This window comes from Nostoc sp., from assembly GCF_035638895.1.
Taxonomy (GTDB): domain Bacteria; phylum Cyanobacteriota; class Cyanobacteriia; order Cyanobacteriales; family Nostocaceae; genus Nostoc.
The window spans coordinates 1-21170 of sequence record NZ_DASQZC010000213.1 but is presented as its reverse complement, the minus strand read 5'-3'; the positions used below and the strand labels follow the sequence as shown (position 1 = coordinate 21170).

Below are 21170 nucleotides of genomic sequence, written 5' to 3'. Positions count from 1 at the left end.
TAGAAGTTAATACTATTGCTCCTGTTGTAGCAGCTTGGGATTTAGGAAAGGGAGAATCACAAGTATTGAGTTTGGCACCAAAAAATTCAGGCTGTGCCGCTATTGTTGCCGATAGAGTAGCACAGCGTTGTGGTCAAGGTGTAGGTATTATTACTATCGGAACCGGAGGTTTGCTGATATTAGTAAAAAGACGTGGACTAATCCCAAGTATATGTCCTGGAATTCAAGCTTTGCGTGACGCTGGTTTGTGGTTATCCGATACTTTGGTCAATTTACTCAAACAACAAGCAGGGGAATAGCGATCGCTTACAAATTGTAACCTCAAATGGCGATGTTTCCGGTAAGCTTTCCTACGGAACCCTGCGCGAACGCTGCTCTTTCTTAATCTCTTTCTCCGTGTCCTCTGCGGTTCGATTCTCATGCTAATTAACAATGTGCCCAAGCGTAGCCCGTCATAAACATTGCATAGCCATTTTGAGTACAAAACTCGAAATTTGAGATTCAAAGGCTCAAATGGCGATGTCTAAGCGCAAGCACTGCTTTTGAATGTTTCTATGCAAATGGTATTTTTACCCCAAAGAGAGGAGATTTCCAAATGAAGACAAAGTAGAATTAAAAATAAATATCACAAGCTGTTTATGCAATGGGCTAATTTTCTAGCCAAAGAAGCTGCTACTCATAGCTTATCTCTAGAGCAAACAGCAGCTTTTTTAAAGTATTTTAATAATGAAAATTTAGGTAAAAGTGAAGCTAAACTTATCAGCGAATTAAACGTTGATGTTACTGCTTTCAGAAAGTGGATGGGTAAGATATATGAAAAGTTCGATCAGAGTTATCCTGAGTTAGCTATTTCTAACAATCGGGATAAACTAGAAACCTTACAAGCTTACCTGAGAGCCAAATATAATAGCGAATTGGATGTCCTCAAACCATCGGCAGCGATGAAATTATTAAAAACGCTGGTGATTCGGGAACGATTGCAACAAGAACCTTGGGTTACGAGAAGAATTTGTAAATTTTTAGGATATTTGCCTTTAGCGCTAGAGTTAGTAGGGCGATATCTGGATAAAATGCCAGATTTGTCTCTGGAAACACTGCTGAAGCGGCTAGAAAAAAAACGAGTGGAACATGAATCAGTAGTCAATGCTAACTCATTGATGTCTTATGAATACGGTGTAGCTGAAGCTTTTGAATTAAATTGGGAACAGTTGGATGAAAATGCACAAAGCTTTGGCTGTTTGCTAAGTTTGTGTGCCTTAGCTGACATTCCCTTATCTCTTGAGACGATAGAAGATAACAAAAAACAAGAGCTTTGGCAGAAAGCCATAGCCGATTTACTAGAATTGCATTTACTACAACAGAAAAGTAAAGGAATTTATTGTCTAAATCCCCTGATTCGGCAACTTTTTAAAATGAAGTTGGATAAGTCAAATGAGGCGGATGAAGCAAAAACTAAGTTTGCAGGGATGATGTTAGAGGTAGCAAAGCTAATTCCGCAACAGCCCAACCCTGAAGATATTCTCAACCTCACTCCACATATCCCGCACATTATAGAAGTTGCAACCCACATATCCCAGTATGTAGGCGATGAAAATCTAATCACTCTTTTTACCAAATTGTCTTGGTTTTATCAAGGTCAAGAACTTTATCAGCAAGCAGAATATTGGTTGCAACAGTGTGTAGAACTGACTCAAAATCGTCTTGGTTTAGAACATACCGATGTCGCTGCTAGTTTGAACAATTTAGCAGGATTTTACAAATCTACAGGACGCTACAGCGAAGCTGAAACTTTGTATCAGCAAGCATTAGAACTGAGCAAACACCTGCTGGGAGATAACCATCTTGATGTCGCCACTAGCCTGAATAATTTAGCACAACTGTATGATTCTACAGGACGTTACAGCGAAGCCGAACCTCTGTATCATCAAGCTTTAAAACTGAGAAAACGCCTACTGGGAGAAGAACATACTGATGTCGCCACTACCCTAAGCTATTTAGCATTACTCTATGAATCGATAGGACGCTATAACCAAGCCGAACCTTTGTATCAGCAAGCTTTGAAATTGTGGAAACGCCTAGTGGGAGAAGAACATCCCCATGTCGCTACTACCTTGAACAATTTAGCAGCATTGTACTGTTACACAGGACGTTATAGCAAAGCTGAACCCTTGCTTAAAAAAGCTTTAGAAATGAGAAAACGCTTGCTGGGAGAGAACCATCTTGATGTCGCTACTAGCCTGAATAATTTAGCACAACTCTACGAATCTACAGAACGCCACAGCAAAGCCGAACCCTTGTATCAAGAAGCTTTAGAAGTGAGTAAAGGCTTGCTGGGAGACAATCATCCTGATGTCGCCATTAGTCTGAACAATCTTGCAGCACTCTACCGTAATATAAGACGCTACAGAAAAGCCAAACCCTTATTTGAGCAAGCTTTGAAAATTTGTGAACAAACTTTAGGTGTAAGTCATCCTACTACTATGACGATTCGGGCAAATTATGCCAGCTTTTTAAGAGAAGCATATCACTAGCGTAGACGCATTAGCATTGGCGTTCGCAAAGTGTGTCGCAGACAAGCCTCTCGTAGAGAAGCGGTAGCGACGTTCGCGTAGCGTCTCGCAGAGAAGGAGCGTCACCGGCTTGTCGTTAGACATCGCTGGGCCAATTCGTAATTCGTAATTCGTAATTCGTTTAAATCTATCCCCTCTCCCCCAGCGAAGAGGGGGATAGATTCTACTTACATCCTAAAGACTGCCGAGTATCTACACCAGTTTTAGAATTAACACCACTTGCCTTAACACAAAGTTTTTTCACTTGCGTCCCATCTAAAATTGCATTCGTAAAATCAGCATCTTTGACATTTACATCATCAAAAATAGAACGCAGCATCATTGCATCAGTCAATACAGCATCACTTAAATCAGCATCCTTAAACTGTGTTAGATAGGCTATGCCTTCACTAAAATCAGCACCATGCAGATTTACTCCTTCCAGCAGAGTACCGTTAAACACGACACCACGTAAGTCAGCATTGCTAAAATTAGCATTCTCTAATTTGAGATTGGTAAACTCAGTACCAACTAAACTTTGACCAGAGTAATCCTTGCCCTTGAGTTCATCATTACCTACAGAACGGGTAATACTGGAAGAACTTGCAGCTTGCGCCGATAGGGGAAACCAAAAAAGAACCATCGCTAAGACAAAGCTAGCTAACAGTCGCCAATATTTCATAATGTCTTCTTAATAAATCTCAACACTTGCATCATTAACTATTAAAGCTTATGGAAGGGGACAAGGGAGTGGGGAGTGAGGGAGATGAGGGAGCAGGGGAGGCAGGGGGAGCAGGGGGAGAATAACTAATGACTAATGACTAATGCCCAAATTCAATACATAAGACTGTCAAACCAGAAAGCATCTCGTAGGATTATAGATGTTGAGGTGCGATGCCTAACGGCAAGTTGCTCCGCATCTACGCAAAATTACCTGTGGCTAATCAAGAAGACAACGCCCAATCTCTGGCGCGAACCCCTTTATATCAACTGGGTGTAGAACTTAAAGCACGCTTTACCAGCTTTGGCGGTTGGGAAATGCCTGTGCAATTTAGTGGCATTAGCCGCGAACACGAAGCTGTAAGAAATACAGCCGGAATGTTCGATATTTCTCACATGGGCAAATTTACCCTCCAAGGTAAAAACCTCATTTCCCAACTCCAGCCTCTAGTGCCTTCAGACTTGAGTCGTTTGCAACCCGGTCAAGCACAATACACGGTATTGTTAAATCCCCAAGCCGGAATTATTGACGATATCATTGTTTATTACCAAGGTGAAGACACCATTGGTATACAAAAGGCATTCATCATCGTTAATGCAGCAACCTCTGCTAAAGATAAAGCATGGCTATTGCAACACCTTGACCTGGATAAAGTGCAATTCCAAGACCTTTCACCAGATAAAGCCTTAATTGCCGTGCAAGGGCCAAAAGCGATTAAATACCTCCAACCCTTAGTGCAAGAAGACTTACAACCAATCAAAGCCTTCGGACATTTAGAAGCAACCCTACTAGGTAAACCTGCTTTCCTGGCCCGCACAGGTTACACCGGGGAAGATGGCTTTGAGGTGATGGTAGACCCAGATGTGGGGGTAGAATTGTGGTTAAGTCTCCATAATGCTGGTGTTATTCCCTGTGGACTCGGTGCTAGAGACACTCTGCGGCTAGAAGCAGCGATGGCACTTTACGGACAAGATATTGATGGCACCACCACACCTTTAGAAGCAGGTTTAGGGTGGCTAGTTCACTTAGATACCAAAGGCGAATTTATTGGTCGGGAAATTTTAGCACAGCAAAAAGCCACTGGAGTGCAGCGCCGATTAGTGGGTTTACAAACCCAAGGACGCAACATTGCCCGTCACGGCTATCAAGTGTTATCAGCAGGCAAAGTTGTGGGAGAAATTTCCAGTGGCACTCTGTCGCCTACACTTGGTTATCCCATTGCCTTAGCTTACGTTCCTACCCAACTAGCAACCATCGGTCAACAGCTAGAAGTCGAAATTCGCGGCAAAGCTTACCCAGGAGTTGTAGTTAAACGTCCTTTTTATCGGTCAAAAAATCGTGTCGCCAACTGATAAGCGTCGAGGTTTTTGAGGAATAATGTGTTGTGAGTTAGTCAATCTACAGTAAGGTTCATTAACAGATATGGCTTTGATGACTGTTGGGACAATAATTTTTTTGATAAGGGAGAGGAAGTGATATGTCTTTTGAATATCCTCAAGATTTCAGATACCTAGATTCTCATGAATACGTGCGAATAGATGGTGAAATTGCCACCATTGGTATTACTGAATTTGCTGTACATGAATTGGGCGATATCGTCTTTTTAGAACTGCCAGAAATTGGCGACGCTCTTACTAGGGGAGAAAACTTTGGCACAATCGAATCAGTAAAAGCCGTTGAAGAACTGAATTCACCAGTGACAGGCACAGTTATAGAACGCAATGAAGCTTTAATTAATTCTCCTGAAGATGTGTCAGAAGACCCCTACGGGGAAGGGTGGTTTTTGAAAGTGCGCGTCAATGACCCTGATGAAATTGAAGATGCCTTGACAGCAGATGAGTATCGCGCACAAGTAGAAGGGGAGTAGGGCAATACGGTTCGGTTAACAATGTTATCTGTTGAGGCGAGCAGGGGGAGCAGGGGTAGAAGAGAAGCAGGGGAAGAGAAATTGCTACTTTCTTTCCTCCCCTGCCTCCCCTGCACCCCCTGCCTCCCCTGCTTATCCGAACCTGGGGAGTAGGGAGTGGGGGATGAGGGGGACAAAGAGGATAAGGTAAAATTTTCTCCTTTGTCTCCCCCATATCTCCAATCTCCTACTCCACCCGAAGATAAGTCATGAAATTTAGATGAATTGAAAAGTTACACCTACTTCTCATGAGTATTTATTGCAAAATATGAAATAGTACCATCTGGAGAGTAATTTGTGGTATTGAACGCCCCTATTCTCAAGTCTAATGAGCAGCAAGTGCTGGACGAAAAAAGTCAAAAGTTAAGTAGTTTTGTGCCAAGACACATTGGCCCTAACTCTGAGGATATCCAGCTTATGCTTAAGGTTTTGGGGTTTCCCAGTATGGATGCCCTAATCAACCAAACAGTCCCGCAGGCAATTCGGCTGAAGCAACCGTTAAAGTTACCAGAAGCCGAAAGTGAGTATGCAGCACTGACATCATTAAAAAAAGTTGCTGCCAAAAATCAGGTTTTCCGTTCATATATCGGTATGGGATATTACGACAGTATTACCCCACCTGTGATTGGGCGTAATATCCTAGAAAACCCCGGTTGGTATACTGCCTACACTCCTTATCAGCCAGAAATTGCCCAAGGGCGACTAGAAGCATTGCTAAATTTCCAAACCCTGATTATCGACTTAACAGGTTTGGAAATCGCCAATGCTTCGTTACTTGATGAAGCCACAGCCGCAGCTGAAGCGATGAGCCTAAGCTATGGTGTTTGTAAAAATCAGGCAAATGCCTATTTCGTTTCTGATGATTGTCATCCCCAAACTATCGACGTGTTGCAAACACGCGCTAAACCATTAGGGATTAAGATTATTGTTGGCGATCATCAAACATTTGATTTTGATCAACCAATTTTTGGGGCTGTTCTACAATACCCCGCTAGTGATGGCACTATTTACGACTACCGCGCTTTTATAGAAAAAGCCCATGCTAAAGGTGCATTGGTGACGGTAGCAGCAGATCCTTTAAGTTTAACTTTGCTGACCCCTCCTGGGGAATTTGGCGCTGATATTGCTGTAGGCAGTACCCAGCGCTTTGGTATTCCGTTGGGGTTTGGGGGGCCTCATGCGGCATACTTCGCTACGAAGGAAGAGTATAAGCGGCTGGTTCCAGGGCGAATTGTGGGAGTATCAAAAGATGCTCAAGGTAAGCCTGCATTACGTCTCGCCTTGCAAACCCGCGAACAGCACATCCGCCGCGAAAAAGCTACTAGTAATATTTGTACTGCACAGGTGCTACTGGCGGTAATGGCGAGTATGTACGCCGTCTATCATGGGCCAGATGGACTGAAGCAAATTGCTGAAAATATCCACTCTTTGACGGTGTTGTTGGCACAGGGACTGAAGCGTTTGGGTTACAGCGTTGTTTCCGAATCTTTCTTTGATACGCTGCGAGTAGAACTGGGAACACACAATTTAAAAAATATTCTGACAGATGCTGAAGAGCTTCAAATTAACCTGCGGGTTTTTGATGCAACTGCTGTTGGTATCTCACTGGATGAAACTACTACACCAGAAGACTTAATTGACCTTTGGCATATTTTCGCTGGTACAGATGATTTACCTTTTACCCTAGAAGAATTAACTTCTCTCTCTCTTCCTTATCTCTCCCTCTGCCGTACAAGTAGATACCTCACTCACCCAGTTTTTAACCGCTATCACTCAGAAACTGAGTTATTGCGCTATCTGCACAAGCTTGAAAGTAAGGACTTGTCGCTAACAACATCAATGATTCCCTTGGGGTCATGCACAATGAAGTTAAATGCGACTGCTGAGATGATTCCGGTAACTTGGGAGGAATTTGGCAAGATTCACCCGTTTGCACCTGCGTCGCAAACACAGGGTTATCAAATCTTGTTTGAGCAACTTGAGGCATGGTTAGCTGAAATTACCGGGTTTGCTGGTATTTCTCTACAACCAAATGCTGGTTCTCAGGGTGAGTATGCAGGACTTTTAGTAATTCGCCAGTATCACGAAACTCGTGGACAAAAACACCGCAACGTCTGTTTGATTCCCACTTCGGCACATGGGACAAACCCAGCAAGTGCGGTGATGTGCGGAATGAAAGTGGTAGCAGTTGCCTGTGACTCACAAGGTAATATTGACGTTGATGACCTGAAGGCTAAGGCAGAAAAACACAGCAATGAACTGGCTGCCTTAATGGTGACATATCCTTCGACTCATGGTGTTTTTGAGGAGCCAATTCAGGAAATCTGCGCTGTTGTCCATAGTCATGGTGGACAAGTCTACATGGATGGGGCAAATATGAACGCCCAAGTGGGGATTTGCCGTCCTGGAGATATTGGCGCGGATGTCTGCCATTTAAACTTGCATAAAACCTTCTGTATTCCTCATGGTGGCGGTGGCCCTGGTATGGGGCCTATTGGGGTAGCCTCTCATCTCGTGCCTTTTCTCCCCGGACATCCTGTGGTAGGAACTGGGGGCTGGGGACTGGGAACTAGGAAAGAAGAAATTCCCAATCCCCAATCCTCAATCCCCAGTACCCAGCATATTGGTGCGGTTGCTGCTGCGCCTTGGGGTAGTGCTAGTATCTTGGTGATTTCTTGGATGTACATCGCCATGATGGGTGCAGATGGTTTAACCGAAGCAACTAAGGTGGCGATTCTCAATGCTAACTACATCGCCAAGAGACTGGAATCGTACTATCCGGTTTTGTATCAGGGGAAAAATGGTCTAGTTGCCCATGAATGTATTTTAGATTTGCGATCGCTCAAAAAATCAGCTGCGATCGAAATTGATGATGTTGCCAAGCGCCTCATGGACTACGGTTTCCATGCGCCGACTGTCTCCTGGCCTGTAGGGGGTACAATCATGGTGGAACCTACAGAGAGTGAATCTAAACAAGAGTTAGATCGTTTCTGTGATGCGTTGATTTCTATTCGCCAAGAAATCGCCGAAATAGAATCAGGTAAGGTGGATGCTCAAGATAATGTTTTGAAGAACGCACCCCACACTGCCGAAAGTCTCATCACCAGCGAATGGCATCATCCCTATTCTCGTGAACAAGCTGCTTATCCTGCGCCTTGGACTCGTGAGTATAAATTCTGGCCTGCTGTTGGTCGCATTGATGCAGCCTTTGGTGATAGAAATTTTGTTTGTTCTTGTCTGCCAATGGATGCTTACTAAAATCAAGTGAGGAGTTAAGAATTAGGAATTAAAACTCCTAATTCCAATTCTTCTCGTAAAGATAAAGGCTGATACCCCAATGCAAATGCTTTGGAACTATCCAAAGAAACATCTGCTGGTCTAGGCGCTGCCATTTTCACATCTTGTTGTCGGCACGATTTAAGCTTGGTAGCGGGAAGTTGAAATACCTCAACTAATATTTTTCCAAAATCATAACGTGAAATTCGCTCTTTTCCACCTAAGTGAATGATGCCGTTAACTTTTTCCAATGCTAATAAAAGTCCTTTGGCGGCAGTTGTTCCACTTACTGGGGTGCGAAATTCATCAATAAATAAATTTAGTTCTTTTTCTGCTTGTAAAGTTTGAATAAATGGCTGAATAAAGCTTTTCGCTGTGGGTGTTTCTGCACCAAACATTAACGGCATCCGACACACTGCTGTCATGGGATATCTTTCTAACATACCTGCTTCCGCCATGACTTTTTGCTCACCGTAAAGATTGACAGGGCACACAGCATCTGTTTCTTGATAGGGGGCATTTAAGCCATCAAAAACTAAGTCGGTTGAGGTAAAAGCACAAGGAATAGAATTATCTGCACAAAGTCCGGCAATATTGCAGGATGCGATGACGTTAATTGCGTGCGATTCTTCAGGGTGGGTTTGACAAAAATTGGGTTGTGATTGTGCGGCAGTATGAATCAGTGCTGTTGGTTTGACATCACTAAATATGCGCTGCAATTCCTTAAAATCTGTTAAGTTCACTTTTAGCATTTTGATGCCAGGAATCTCTAGAGAATGGGAAAAATAAGTGCCATAAATCTCCCATTCTTGTTTTGCAAGTTCGCAAATATGCCATCCTAAAAAGCCACTTGCTCCGGTAATTAACAATTTTTTCATGTCTAATTGTAAACCGTTCAAGAAAAAATCTTTGTTATAGCAAATTTCTATTTTACACTAAATGGTGGTTATAAAATCCTATTGCAGTAATTCCTGAAACTGCTTTTCACTACGCACTTTGCTAAAATCTGGGTCAGTTTTTGCTAACTTCTTGTATTTATCAGGAACAAACTGGATTGCTTTATCTAGGTTCTCAATTGCTAATTCGAGATTGCTTTGTAAAGCATAAGAGCAAGCTTTGTTGTAATATGCTTGGTGCAAATCTTGCTTAATAGCGATCGCTCTATTATAAGATGCGATCGCATCTTGGTAGCGGTGGAGCTTTGTCAGTGCAATGCCTCGGTTAATTAAGGCTTCATATTTGCCGGGTTGGATGGCGATCGCTTTGTCGTATGATGCGATCGCGTCTTGGTAGCGTTGCAACGACGTTAAGGCTATGCCACGATTATACCAGGCTTCATATTTATCGGGTTGGATAGCGATCGCTTTGTTGTAGGATGCGATCGCATCTTCGTAACGTTGCAACGATGTTAAGCTGATGCCACGGTTAATCCAAGCTTCAGGACTCTCAACTTTGATGGCGATCGCTTTGTCATAAGCTTTTATTGCATCTTCGTAACGTTGTCCATCTAATAAATTATTACCTTGATGAAAGAAATCTTCTACTTTCTGGGTAGCCTTCGCTTCTATGAAAAGCTGGGTTACATTACTTTCTTGCACAACTTGTGTAGTATTTTCTGTTGATGAGTTTGCCCCACCACTACAGCCAAATGCAAAGAAAACTATCAAGCTAGATGCAACGAAGCAGCGCCGAAAAACCATGCTGTACCTACAGAATTTGGAGAATAATGTGAAATTTTGTTTGTTTTTTGAGTATTATCAAAATACACTACTTTTTAACCATTCATTTACTCATATTTTGACAAATAATTTTGCTGATAATGCATAGATTCTTATTAAAATCAAGCGTATATTACATTATCATATTAAATACACATAAAGCAATTATTTAAAAAATATTTCAGTCAAAAACGATAATTTGTGTTGCTATAGCAATCCATGCAGGAGTTACGAACAAAAAGATCCCCGACTTCTTCAAGAAGTCGGGGATCTAAGCCTTTCGGTGTAAAGCGAATCAAATAGGATTGCTATATTTACGTTGCGTAGGCGTAGCTCATTGTAGACTCTATATTCGTCATCGCAATTTTCTTGGCGAAATTAGCTCCATTTCAAGTTCTCTAGACAGAGCAGACGCAAGCTTTAGAATAAGACCGGGGTTAGCGTCTTCTAACTGTGTTTCATTTGAATCCTCAAATATTCCAGGATACTATTTAAGACATCAGTATTTTAGAATTAAATTAGCTCCTAATGAGAATACTACGCTGTTCAGAAATGATGCAACCTTTTGTATAAAACCAGGTTTAGCAAATTCAACAAATGTTTCTTTTAGCTCATATAATCTTCTTGATTACTATATACGCCACAAAAACTTCCAGCTATATATTGACCCGTACAGCACTAATAGTTTGTTTTTAAACGATGCCACTTTTACATTATTAGCAGCGTTCACTCCATAGATAGAGTACCTTTTAACATGATTGTGGTAAATATCGCGTGAAGGCATACATCTGTTTTTGACTTTTGCAAGAAGTCTATTGTATGCCTTGGCGATCATGATACTCTTTCTGTACAACGCTTAATTAATGCCAAACACTGACTCGACAGTTGACTTAATCGAATCTCTTGCATCCTTCAAAGTTTGACTAATGGGGTGCTTTGCTTGCAAAAATACACGCGCACAATTGCGTCCCGGCATTCCCGAAATCGAACCACCTGGATGAGTCCCTGCACCAGTCAAAAATAGATTTTCAATTGGCGTTTTGTAATTGGCTATTTCTGGTAATGGACGGAAAAATATCATTTGATCTAAGGTCATGTCAACATGATAATAATTCCCTTTGTATGCACCTAATCTTTCTCCTAGTTCTGCTGGACTTTCTACACGACGGGCGATAGTTGCATTCTTGACATTTGGTGCATAATTTGCCAACTTATCAACCACTTTATCTGCAACTTTGTTTTTCAATTCATCTGTCCAACCAGTACCTCTTAAACCAGTGCCTTCTGCACCAGCAATTTGATAAGGGGCAAAAAACTCAATCCATACAGTGTGCTTACCTGCTGGCGCTAATGTAGCGTCTAAGTAGCTAGGCATCACCACATACATTGATGGGTCAGAATCAGGGATCTCTCCCAAGGTGCATTTACTGTGAGCCTGTTCTACATGAGCCACAGAATCGGCAATCAGGATAGAACCAACGAGATATTCATCTTTGTGGTCGTGGTATGGAAAGCGTAGTGGTTCGTCTAAAGCTAAGTCTATCTTGAGGATAGTTTCGTTATTGTTAACGATGCGGCGTTCTAATCTTTCCCATAAGTTAGGATCGGCTCCATCGATATCGCTTTTATCAGTCATTTGCAAAAATAACCGCTTGGCATCAATATTAGAAATAACCCCGTATTTAGCGCGATATTCGGTGTTACCAGCCACTCGTACACCAACAGCTTTTCCATCATCAATTAAAACTTTTTCAACATGCTGGTCTGTGAGAATAACGCCACCTTTACTTGTGACTAAATTCACTAAAGCTTTCACAAGTGCGCCAGTTCCGCCGCGTGGTCTGGCCATTCCAGGGTTGTGACGCATCGCCATCATAATTGCACCAATGGCAAGGGTTTTTTGCGATGGCGGCGCACCTAGTTCTGCTGCAAGTCTTGCTAATGGCGCTTTCAGAAATTCCTCGTCAAACCATTCGTTAAGTAAATCCTCAGCGCTGGTTAACATGGTGCGAATAAAGTCCAGCGTTTTGTTTGGGGAACCAATCATCGAAAATAAATCTTTTAATTTTTTGATATCGTAGTTGCCAACGATATCTATAATTGATTTGGGTGGCGCATTAAACATAGGAACCATTGCACCGATCGCTCGTTGCCAATAGTCTACAAATTCTGCGTATTTTTTGGCATCACGTTCACTATAACGAGCGATTTCTGCACAAGTTTTTTCCAGCGACTTATGTGCTAAGAAATACTTACCATCAGGATGAGGACAGAAAGCAACTGGATCACACTCCAGATAATGCAAGCCGTATTTTTCTAGTTCCAATTCCTCAACTACTGGCCCTAAGTGAATAAATTCATGGTCAATAGCACACAAGTTAAATTTAAATCCAGGAGCCTCTTGTGGTAAACATTCTTCAGTTGTTGCTGCACCACCTGGAACAGAACGCTTTTCTAGTAACAGGACGCTATAACCAGCTTTCAGCAAGTAAGCTGCACAAACTAACCCATTGTGTCCAGCACCGATTAGCACAACATCATACTCTTGCATAGTTGAAATTTATAAATAAGTAGATTTTAAAAGCTTATAAAACTTTTAATAAATTTGCATCACTCCCTAGTTACAAAAATTCTCTTTAATTAATGCTAAGACTACTAAGGAGATAGTGCAGTTAAGGATGATGGTATTTGCTTTACTTGAGTTTCTACCAGAACTATTAAACTACCAATTTCTACTTTTATATCTTTAATAGAAAAGGCTATATCTTCCCATTTAAAATATGGTAGACTTATTAGTTCTTTAGCTTTATGCATAAATGCTGTAACTAATTGTATTGAAATACCCTCTCCCTCAGTGCAGTTAAAACTCTCCAGCATCGTGGATTGTAAATCAGTCCGCAGGCGAAGAATGACGGTGTAAGCAAAAGGGCGAGTATTTCCCATTTCTTTTAACAGTAACTTTCCCCTACATTCTATTTTGCCATCACCAGGTAAAAATATCTCAATTTTTTGCGGCTCAAAACTCACAATATCACCATCTACATCTAACTCCAAGTTTTGCATCTGGCTACGAATTAAGTCTGAGGTCAAGGCGTGGTTAATATCTACTTCTGTAACTATAATGCGAGCTATAGCATTTACTGGTTCATTAAATTCTATTTGACCAAAAAGAGCGCTGAAGGGATTAATGGCAATAGTTTCTGTTTGCAGTTTTATTTCCTGTACCCGAAGGCCTTCTTGGATTACTAATCCTTGGCCTGTAACCGAAACTCCATCCGCCTGTCCCTGCACTATTTTCAACAGATCGGTTTGTACATCTATTTCTATTTCTTCTACTGCATCTAGCTTTTCGGATACTCTCCTTTCAGCTTCCTGTGATAGAAACTTTTCCTCCAACCGATTCTCATCAGGCATGAATTAGTAATCTCCTAAATTTCCTCTTACTAGTTACTGTAAGGGCTAGGTACTAACAAGCGAATCTACATTGCGGTATATGCAAGCCGGAGGATTGAATAATCAAGTAGAAAGTATTGTTTGTTTTTTAAGTTTTGCCTTTTTAGTAACAACCATCTTTACACCGCCGCTTGGGACAATTGTAATACCACGACGGACTGGATGCACTGGACGTTTATCAGTAAGGCTTAGTTCAAAATGGGATAATATTATGGCTGTTACTAATTTTAGTTCATACATGGAAAATGCCGCACCAATGCAACCACGATAACCCCCACCGAAGGGTAAATATTCATAAGGTGAAAACTTTTGGTTGAGAAATCTTTCTGGACGAAACTGTTCTGGTTCTAGGTAAGTATCGGCTCGGCGATGCGCTAAATAAATACAAGGAACTAAAACTGTTTCTGATGTAAATTTATGCCCCATAATTTCCACGCTATCCTTTACCATTCGCGGTGTACAAATTAAAGCAATAGGATGAATTCGCAGTGTTTCTTGACAGACGGCGGTAAGATAAGGTAACTGTGTAATTGCTTCAGGGTTTGTGAGATCAGCCAAGGTGTTTAGTTCTTGCATTAGCCGATGCTTTACCTCTGGGTGAGAGTGAATTAAATAAAATATCCAGGCTAATACACCAGATGTAGTTTCGTAACCCAACAGCAATAATGAAACTAGTTGATCACGTAATTCTTCATCTGTCATTTCTTGTCCATTTACGTCATGCGCTGACATCAGCATACTGAGAATATCTGTACGCGCAGCATTATTTTGCAAACGTCTTTCAGAAATTTCTGCATAAATGAGTTTGTCAATTTGCTCTCGTCTTTTGAGGAAAATTCCCCAAGGACTCCATGTACCTAAATCTTTTTGCAGCGAAGGAAAGAAAAACAAGCTAGAATACCAAGGTTTAGTTACGTCTTCTAACAAAGAACTCAATTTTTCTTTTAATTCTTGGTAACGCGCACCATGAGTAATACCAAATACCACTTGTAAAATAATTTCTAAAGTTATATTTGACATTACACTGTGTATACAAATATCTGTACCTGATGTCCAATTTTGTGTAATATCTTCAGTTATTTGACAAATTGCTTGTCCATAAGATTTTAAATTATCGCCATGAAATGCTGGTAGTAATAACTGCCGTTGTTGTTGGTGCGATCGCGCTTCTTGAAAGACAATAGAATTTTCTCCAAATAAGGGTTTAAAGACATGGGTTGCTTTCTTAAAATCTAACTTTTGTGCAGGTATAGCAAAACAATCACTAATTGCTTGGGGATGGCTAAAAAATACTATTGGTGGCGACTTTAAACCCATTACCTTGACTGTGAAAGTATCACCATACTTAGCAGTATTATTTTCTAAAAATTTTGTGGGGTGAGCAATTAATTGCAGAGTTTGTAGCAATTCTGGTGTGCGTAAATTATTAAATACTCTCATTGTTTATTCGATACCTTTAGGGTTTAGTAAACTGCAAATAACCTAATACGCGCAAAGTAAGGCTTTAGCCTCTCGAACTCTTCTTTTTAAGGAAGCAATTAGAGCAATCTTAAAAAAACTTCGGAAAATTTTATCGGAATACTCCTATTAATTCAAACCTATTGGTAAATAAACATCATTAATTTTTACAAGGACAATAATAATATTTTTTCTGAATCTTTAAAAGCATTTATCGAAAAAACTTATTAAATATAGTTTCGGTGGATGTATAGTTAAATTACATCTTTTAGTTATATACGAATGTCGTATCATGGTGTAAAATGGCAATTTTAAAATCCTTTTTTTTATAGATGCATATATTCAAATCCCCCATAGCCTCCATTAAAAAAGGACTATGAGGGATTATGTAAAAGCATTGAAAATCTATCTAAATGTATAGATGATTGAAGATTTGCTGAATGCAACCATTAAACCCCGCAGCATCAAACAGTTGTTGTCTGGAGAATGGGGGACTTAACCTGACGTTGACTCGTGACAACCATCTCAATGGGACGATCTGGGCCTGTCACTAAACCACGGCGTTTAGGTCGCACTTCACCATTGTCAACTAGTTCTAATTCAAGGCTGGAAAGGATTTCGGCAAGTGCTAGCTTCATTTCCAACTGGGCAAATGCTAGACCAATACAACGCCTAGCACCACCCCCAAAGGGCAAATATTCATAAGGGGAAAATTGCCGTTCTAAAAAGCGTTCTGGCTTAAACTGCTTAGGTTCTGGATAAATATCTTCTCGATGGTGAGTCAAATAAATAGAACCAATTAGGACTGTACTCGGTTCTAATTCATAACCGCCCAGCGAGAAGGGTGTTCTTACTACTCTAGGAAAAGTTAGTATACCTACTGGGTAAATCCGTAATGTCTCGGAACAAACAGCGTTGAGATAAGGTAATTTGAAAACGGTGCCAGGATCTGGGTTATCGCCCAAGCTATCTAATTCTTGCAGTAGCTTTTGGCGCACTGATGGTAGTTTGTGAATCCAGTAGAATGCCCAGGCTAAGGCTGTCGCTGTGGTTTCGTGACCAGCGACTAACAGAGTCATCAATTCATCGCGCAACTCTTCATCAGTCATGGGTTGACCTGCTTCATCCCTAGCAGCCATGAGTAAGCTAAGAATATCTGTGCGTGATGAATCTGGTTGTTCTCGACGTTCCCGAATTTCCTCGTAGATGAGTTCGTCAGCTTGTTGCTGAAGGCGCATCTGCTTTCCCCAGAAGTTAATCGGGCCAAAATCTCTTTGCAAAGCTGGAAAATAAAGCAAAGCCACACTTAACCGAGAACTGGCCTTTTCTAAAAGATCGCCCAAAAATTGCTGTAGTTTTTCGGCGCGAGTCCCTTCATGTAGCCCAAATACAGCTTGCATAATCACCCGCAGGGTAATAGCTTGAGTCGCAGACCGAATATTGAAGGGTTTACCTATCTGGTATTGGCTGATAACTTGCTTGGTAACATCGGTAATCACCTGACTATAGTTTCGCATTCTTTCGCCGTGAAAGGGAGGCATTAACAACTGCCGTTGGCGCTGGTGTTCTGCACCACTGATAGTAATCACAGAATGCTTGCCCAGTAAAGGTTCAAACAGCTGATTCACATCGCCAGGTGCTTCTAATTCCTTGGTATCATTTGTCAAAATTTGCTGTTGCGCTTGGGGGTTGCTGACAATCACCATAGGAGGAAGATTTTTGTCTAATCTGATAGTAAAAGTCTCCCCATAACTTTTGGCGCAATCTTCCATGAATGACATGGGATTGGCAATCCAACGCACCATCTGTAAAATGGCTGGGATTTGTGGGCCATTTGGTAATTTCATAAATTTCTTTTGCTACTTAAATATTTTTTTGCTACTTAAACTAACTAAAATTTTGGTTGCGTAACCATTTAAAGTACTTATTCTAACGTTGCAAAAAAGCAATAAACTGTTAAAACCTGAAAGATGTAAAATTTTTGTTAAATTCAACGAGCATCTACAGTTTCATTTCATCATCAAAAGGTACTCAGCATGACTGCAATCTCCGCAAAGGCATCTTCAGCGCTTCCCAATTTTTCTGAAGGAATTCAATATTTTGGTGAAGTTTTACCCGATTTTGAAACTTATGGTGCAACACCTGCTATTGAGTCGGGAAAAATAGCGATCGCATCTCCCACAGATAAAGCAGCTGTATATCAAACTTTACTTGCTGCTGATGCCTTACGCTACCTAACTTTGCAAGTTACTGCTAGTAAAGCTTCTGGGCATCCCGGCGGATTCGCCAGCCAAGCAGAAGCTTATGCATCTTTTGTCATGCTGGGATACAAAAACATTATTACTGAAGTGGGACACCACGCCCCCGGATTTTATAGTGCCATGTTCTTGGATCGATCGCTAGAGGATATGGGAATTTTTACAGTCCAAGAATTGCGCGATCGCTTCCGAGAAAAGCACGGACTTTTAGGACATCTTTCTGGTTTTATCCCCGGTATTCTCGCACCTGCGGGGCCTTTGGGACAAGGGCAACACTTTGCAATGGCGGCTGCACTGTTGCACAAAGATAAGTTGTTCCCCTTTACAGTTGGGGATGGTGGATTGGGTGAGCCTTATATTGTAAGTGCGATCGCGCATTTCCATACAGCTTATCCTGCTGTCACCAACTTCTTACCGGTGTTGGTGTGGAACGGTTACAGCCAAGAACATCACAGCATGGTTTCTCTAAAAACCAACGAACAGATGCAGGCATATTGGCAAGGTAACGGTTTTGATGAAGTGGTGTTAGTGGATGCCAAAGACTTTGACGATCAAAATCAACCAGGGGATTACGTTGATAGTACCGCCTTTTCCTTTGAGAAACGCCTAGCATTTACTCAAGCAGTACTTTCGGGTGTAGATAAAGCAGCGCGTTTTGCACTCGGTGGTAAACTTACCGTCTTCATTATTAAACAACTCAAAGGTGCAGGAGTTCACGCGCTGGGTGCAAAATCTCACAACCTTTATCCTAAAGATACGCTAGATGCACCGCATATTGTTAGTGCATTGCAAACCCGTGCTTTGTCTGCCGAAGCTTGGCAATTAGTTAGAACAAATGCAGAACGCGCCGGTGGTGGCCCAGCAGCAAAAACTGTAGTGACAGAATTTGAATTTCCATTACCAGAATTAGGCGAATTACCTTTAGAAGAATATGCAGTTGGAAGTGAAGCCAAAGTTTCCACAACCGCGATGGGACGATTAGTAGGAGTAGTTGGAAATAAAGATCAGAATTTCCTCGTCACCAACGCCGATGGTAACGAAGCATCAGGAATTGCCAACATCAACCAAGCGTTAAAGATTATCCATCCCACAACCGACGACTTATATAATCAAGCACCAAATGGACAAGTTTATGAACCATTGAGTGAAGATGCTTGTGCCGGTTTAGCTGCGGGTTTAGCATTAATGGGTGCAAGAACTTTGTGGTGTTCCTATGAATCTTTTGCCATCAACGGATTACCAATTTGGCAAACTGTAACCCAAGCAATGGCAGAATTGCGCCGTAAAACTCCCTCGACTATTACTTTATTCACAGCAGGTGCATTAGAGCAAGGGCGCAACGGTTGGACTCACCAACGTCCAGAAATTGAAGCTTACTTTGCTTCGTTGATGCGAAATGGAAATGTTTTCCCGTTATTTCCGCCTGATGCTAATAGTATTCAAGCTTGTTATGATTGGGCGTTGAAAACTAAGAATAAAGGAATTGTGATTACTGCAAGTAAATCACCATTGCCAATTCGCACAACTTTAGAACAAACTCGTCAAGGCTTGCGCGATGGTGCAGTGCTATTACATGAAGTCGCTGGCGATAAACAAGTTGTATTTGCTGTGATTGGCGATTTAACATTAATGCCAGTATTTGAAGCTGCTGCTTTCTTAGAAACTGAAGGTATTGGCGCGAAGATAGTTTCTGTCATCAATCCTCGGCAATTATACCGTAGCCATGATACCGCATGGGATACCTGTTCTGAACCCGAAGGCGGTTTCTTGGATGATGCGAAATTTGCCGAATTATTTGATGGTGATGCGTTAATTGCTGTTACTGGTGGTGCGGCGGGAATGCTAGAACCAATTCTGTTACGGAGTACAGCCAAGCGCGACACCTTTGCTTGGAAACGTGGCGAAACTACAGCCAGTGCTGGAGAGTTGATGGCGTTTAATGGATTGACTGCTGAAGCGTTGACGAAACGTGCGATCGCATTAGTGCATTAAATGATGTTGCATAAATGCGGGATGATTTTATTGAATTTTCCTTTGCGTGAGATATTCATCCCTAGATTCAGCAACGCCCATTAAATAAAGCTGGAATTGTTTCTACTTTTATCGCATTTATACGTATAAAAACGCTGAAAATTGCGTCGGAATGCGTATATTTGCGTTTTTTTATTGAAGAAAACTTAGCAGACAGGAAAAATGGGAGTAGATTTGCTGAAATCCTTTGACAAAAGCTGGTTTTGAAGTCGCAAAAGCTGGTTTTTAAGTCACAAAAGCTAGTTTTTAAGTCACAAAAGCTAGTTTTGGAGTCGCAAAAGCTGGTTTTTAAGTCACAAAAGCTGGTTTTTAAGTCGCAAAAGCTGGTTTTGGAGTCGCAAAAGCTGGTTTTTAAGGACGGAGGGTGATATTTTTATCTGGAAGCGTGGGGAATCTGGAGACTTGAGGAAAAGTGCGATCGAGTTAGTTTAGTTCATTAAGGATTTTCAAACCGCAGATGTATGCAGTAAAACGCGGATAAGTTGGCGTAGATTTGCGTAAATTTGCGGTTTTTATTAAATAGCCTTTGATGTTTCTATAAAATATAATTCAAAATATATATTATTCTTTTATTTATGGGTGTCTAATTTTGCTAGAAAACATCAAAATATCTGAATTACCATCAGTTTATTTATTGGACAAAGACCGTCTTCCTAATTGTGCAGCTATCTACTTTGTATTTGACAGTAAAGACCAGATTATTTATGTAGGTAGAACTATTAATTTAGTTGAAAGATGGAAAGCACATCATAGATTTAATCAGCTAAAAAGATTTAATCGCAAAAATACTCTTAGTATTAGTTGGTTGACTTCTAGTAGTGATATAGAAAATCTATCAAATTTCGAAAATGAGTTTATCAAGTTATATAAACCACCCCTTAATTGGTCTAAAGTAGTAGTACCAATTAAAAAAATAACTCCAGCCGAAACTGCTTTACAGCAAAGTCTTCAGCAGCTAGCCAAGTTCAATGTTATGATAGTTGGCTTCGATCCAATATCAGATGAAGAACCACCAACAATATATTTAGTATATCCTGTTTATAGGATGAAAGGATTATCTGGAAGTATTAGAACTGCATTCAAGAACATTAATAAAAATGCTAGTTCACTAAAGTGGAAAGAATATAAAACTTATCCTAAATCTTCAGGTAAATTTGGTTTCTGGGAAACTCAATACAACGGTTTAAGAATAGATTTATCTCCATTTGATAGTTTAGTTTACTTCATGGAACATTCAAACCGTCAGACTATAGCTGGAATAGAACTTATGGCATTTAGTAGAGAACAATTAGAATTAATTTTAGATAAAAAAGAAGGAGTCGATGAGAATACATCAAGTTTAGAAGCATTAGAAGATGATCCTATTCCAGTATAAAATATTTATAAAAATCAACCTTTAAATAGTAATTATAAAAATAAAGTTAAAGTTGAAACTTGGGAGGAATTAGAACCAATGGCTGAAGGTGAAGTTAGAGTAGTGACTCGTCAGTTTGTTTATGTGGATGATATAGAAATAGAAGTATGTACTAACAATAATGGAAAGTATTTTGTTAGACACAATCTTTACTTGTGGATAATGTACTAAAAGAAAAACTCTGATGTTCCAAATGATACTACAATAAAACGCTTCCAAGAACAAATAGATAGACTACCTACTATTAAGTAGCTAGGTGCAATTAAATATAAAACGTTCCACTGTGTATCCACCAGTTTGACTACGGGCTGTCATGCCCTCTATCACTGAGATTGCTCCCGTCATACTCATTGTCAAACATTTGACCTGCAATTTCATGAGTTTTT

General features: G+C 40.8%; 15 protein-coding genes. 8 read left to right on the top strand and 7 right to left on the bottom strand.

The annotated features are described in order from the left end of the window. Nucleotides 1-299 (top strand): PIN domain-containing protein (locus VE944_RS10345; protein WP_324976182.1); only part of this gene is annotated, 299 nt, incomplete at its 5' end. A 339-nt stretch (nt 300-638) separates the two neighbouring features. Beyond that, on the top strand, nt 639-2531 hold the full coding sequence (locus tag VE944_RS10340; protein WP_324976179.1) for a tetratricopeptide repeat protein: 1893 nt from the start codon (nt 639-641) through the stop codon (nt 2529-2531). A gap of 202 nt (nt 2532-2733) precedes the next feature. On the opposite strand, the gene VE944_RS10335 is transcribed toward VE944_RS10340, so the two are convergent. Further along, complete coding sequence (locus VE944_RS10335; RefSeq protein ID WP_109006913.1) at nt 2734-3231, bottom strand: pentapeptide repeat-containing protein; 498 nt, start codon at nt 3229-3231, stop codon at nt 2734-2736. Nucleotides 3232-3485: 254 nt separating this feature from the next. On the opposite strand from VE944_RS10335, the gene gcvT reads away from it, so the two are divergent. The 3 genes from gcvT to gcvP all read left to right on the top strand — a co-directional run bounded on the left by gcvT (nt 3486) and on the right by gcvP (nt 8434). Beyond that, nucleotides 3486-4622, top strand: coding sequence for a glycine cleavage system aminomethyltransferase GcvT (gene gcvT, locus VE944_RS10330; protein ID WP_324976185.1), 1137 nt, complete (start codon nt 3486-3488; stop codon nt 4620-4622). 125 nt (nt 4623-4747) lie between these two features. Then, nucleotides 4748-5137 carry a glycine cleavage system protein GcvH gene (gcvH, locus tag VE944_RS10325; protein ID WP_324976174.1) on the top strand — a complete coding sequence of 130 codons (390 nt, stop codon included), beginning with the start codon at nt 4748-4750 and terminating at the stop codon, nt 5135-5137. A gap of 336 nt (nt 5138-5473) precedes the next feature. Then, nucleotides 5474-8434 carry an aminomethyl-transferring glycine dehydrogenase gene (gene gcvP, locus VE944_RS10320; protein WP_324976171.1) on the top strand — a complete coding sequence of 987 codons (2961 nt, stop codon included), beginning with the start codon at nt 5474-5476 and terminating at the stop codon, nt 8432-8434. Nucleotides 8435-8448: 14 nt separating this feature from the next. Here gcvP and VE944_RS10315 read toward each other — a convergent pair whose 3' ends face one another. Next, nucleotides 8449-9330, bottom strand: a complete 882-nt coding sequence (locus tag VE944_RS10315; RefSeq protein WP_324976168.1) for an SDR family oxidoreductase — start codon at nt 9328-9330, stop codon at nt 8449-8451. Between the two features lie 78 nt (nt 9331-9408). After that, the gene (locus VE944_RS10310) at nt 9409-10152 is read right to left on the bottom strand and encodes a tetratricopeptide repeat protein (RefSeq protein WP_324976165.1); all 744 of its coding nucleotides are present in this window, start codon (nt 10150-10152) and stop codon (nt 9409-9411) included. Nucleotides 10153-10475: 323 nt separating this feature from the next. On the opposite strand from VE944_RS10310, the gene VE944_RS34105 reads away from it, so the two are divergent. After that, entirely contained in the window at nt 10476-10907 is a 432-nt protein-coding gene (locus tag VE944_RS34105; RefSeq protein ID WP_414690119.1) for an AbfB domain-containing protein, read from the top strand. A 119-nt stretch (nt 10908-11026) separates the two neighbouring features. Here the strand turns inward: VE944_RS34105 and crtO are convergent, their stop codons facing one another. The 4 genes from crtO to VE944_RS10290 form a co-directional block, all read right to left on the bottom strand. After that, complete coding sequence (gene crtO, locus VE944_RS10305; protein WP_324976162.1) at nt 11027-12721, bottom strand: beta-carotene ketolase CrtO; 1695 nt, start codon at nt 12719-12721, stop codon at nt 11027-11029. A gap of 104 nt (nt 12722-12825) precedes the next feature. Next, entirely contained in the window at nt 12826-13584 is a 759-nt protein-coding gene (locus tag VE944_RS10300) for an LmeA family phospholipid-binding protein (RefSeq protein ID WP_324976159.1), read from the bottom strand. A 102-nt stretch (nt 13585-13686) separates the two neighbouring features. Further along, complete coding sequence (locus tag VE944_RS10295; protein ID WP_324976156.1) at nt 13687-15063, bottom strand: cytochrome P450; 1377 nt, start codon at nt 15061-15063, stop codon at nt 13687-13689. 482 nt (nt 15064-15545) lie between these two features. Further along, entirely contained in the window at nt 15546-16928 is a 1383-nt protein-coding gene (locus VE944_RS10290; RefSeq protein WP_324976153.1) for a cytochrome P450, read from the bottom strand. Nucleotides 16929-17117: 189 nt separating this feature from the next. Here VE944_RS10290 and VE944_RS10285 point away from each other — a divergent pair, with 189 nt between their 5' ends. Continuing rightward, the gene (locus VE944_RS10285) at nt 17118-19331 is read left to right on the top strand and encodes a phosphoketolase family protein (RefSeq protein WP_324976150.1); all 2214 of its coding nucleotides are present in this window, start codon (nt 17118-17120) and stop codon (nt 19329-19331) included. A 628-nt stretch (nt 19332-19959) separates the two neighbouring features. Beyond that, complete coding sequence (locus VE944_RS10280) at nt 19960-20745, top strand: GIY-YIG nuclease family protein (RefSeq protein WP_324976147.1); 786 nt, start codon at nt 19960-19962, stop codon at nt 20743-20745. The last annotated feature ends 425 nt before the right edge of the window (nt 20746-21170 follow it).

Excerpts from the sequence above, each read along its gene's own strand:
- VE944_RS10310 (WP_324976165.1), bottom strand. The coding sequence starts at position 10,152 with ATGGTTTTTCGGCGCTGCTTCGTTGCATCTAGCTTGATAGTTTTCTTT.
- VE944_RS10335 (WP_109006913.1), bottom strand. The coding sequence starts at position 3,231 with ATGAAATATTGGCGACTGTTAGCTAGCTTTGTCTTAGCGATGGTTCTT.
- crtO (WP_324976162.1), bottom strand. The coding sequence starts at position 12,721 with ATGCAAGAGTATGATGTTGTGCTAATCGGTGCTGGACACAATGGGTTA.
- VE944_RS10285 (WP_324976150.1), top strand. The coding sequence starts at position 17,118 with ATGACTGCAATCTCCGCAAAGGCATCTTCAGCGCTTCCCAATTTTTCT.
- VE944_RS10340 (WP_324976179.1), top strand. The coding sequence starts at position 639 with ATGCAATGGGCTAATTTTCTAGCCAAAGAAGCTGCTACTCATAGCTTA.
- VE944_RS10315 (WP_324976168.1), bottom strand. The coding sequence starts at position 9,330 with ATGAAAAAATTGTTAATTACCGGAGCAAGTGGCTTTTTAGGATGGCAT.
- VE944_RS10300 (WP_324976159.1), bottom strand. The coding sequence starts at position 13,584 with ATGCCTGATGAGAATCGGTTGGAGGAAAAGTTTCTATCACAGGAAGCT.
- VE944_RS10290 (WP_324976153.1), bottom strand. The coding sequence starts at position 16,928 with ATGAAATTACCAAATGGCCCACAAATCCCAGCCATTTTACAGATGGTG.
- gcvH (WP_324976174.1), top strand. The coding sequence starts at position 4,748 with ATGTCTTTTGAATATCCTCAAGATTTCAGATACCTAGATTCTCATGAA.
- VE944_RS10295 (WP_324976156.1), bottom strand. The coding sequence starts at position 15,063 with ATGAGAGTATTTAATAATTTACGCACACCAGAATTGCTACAAACTCTG.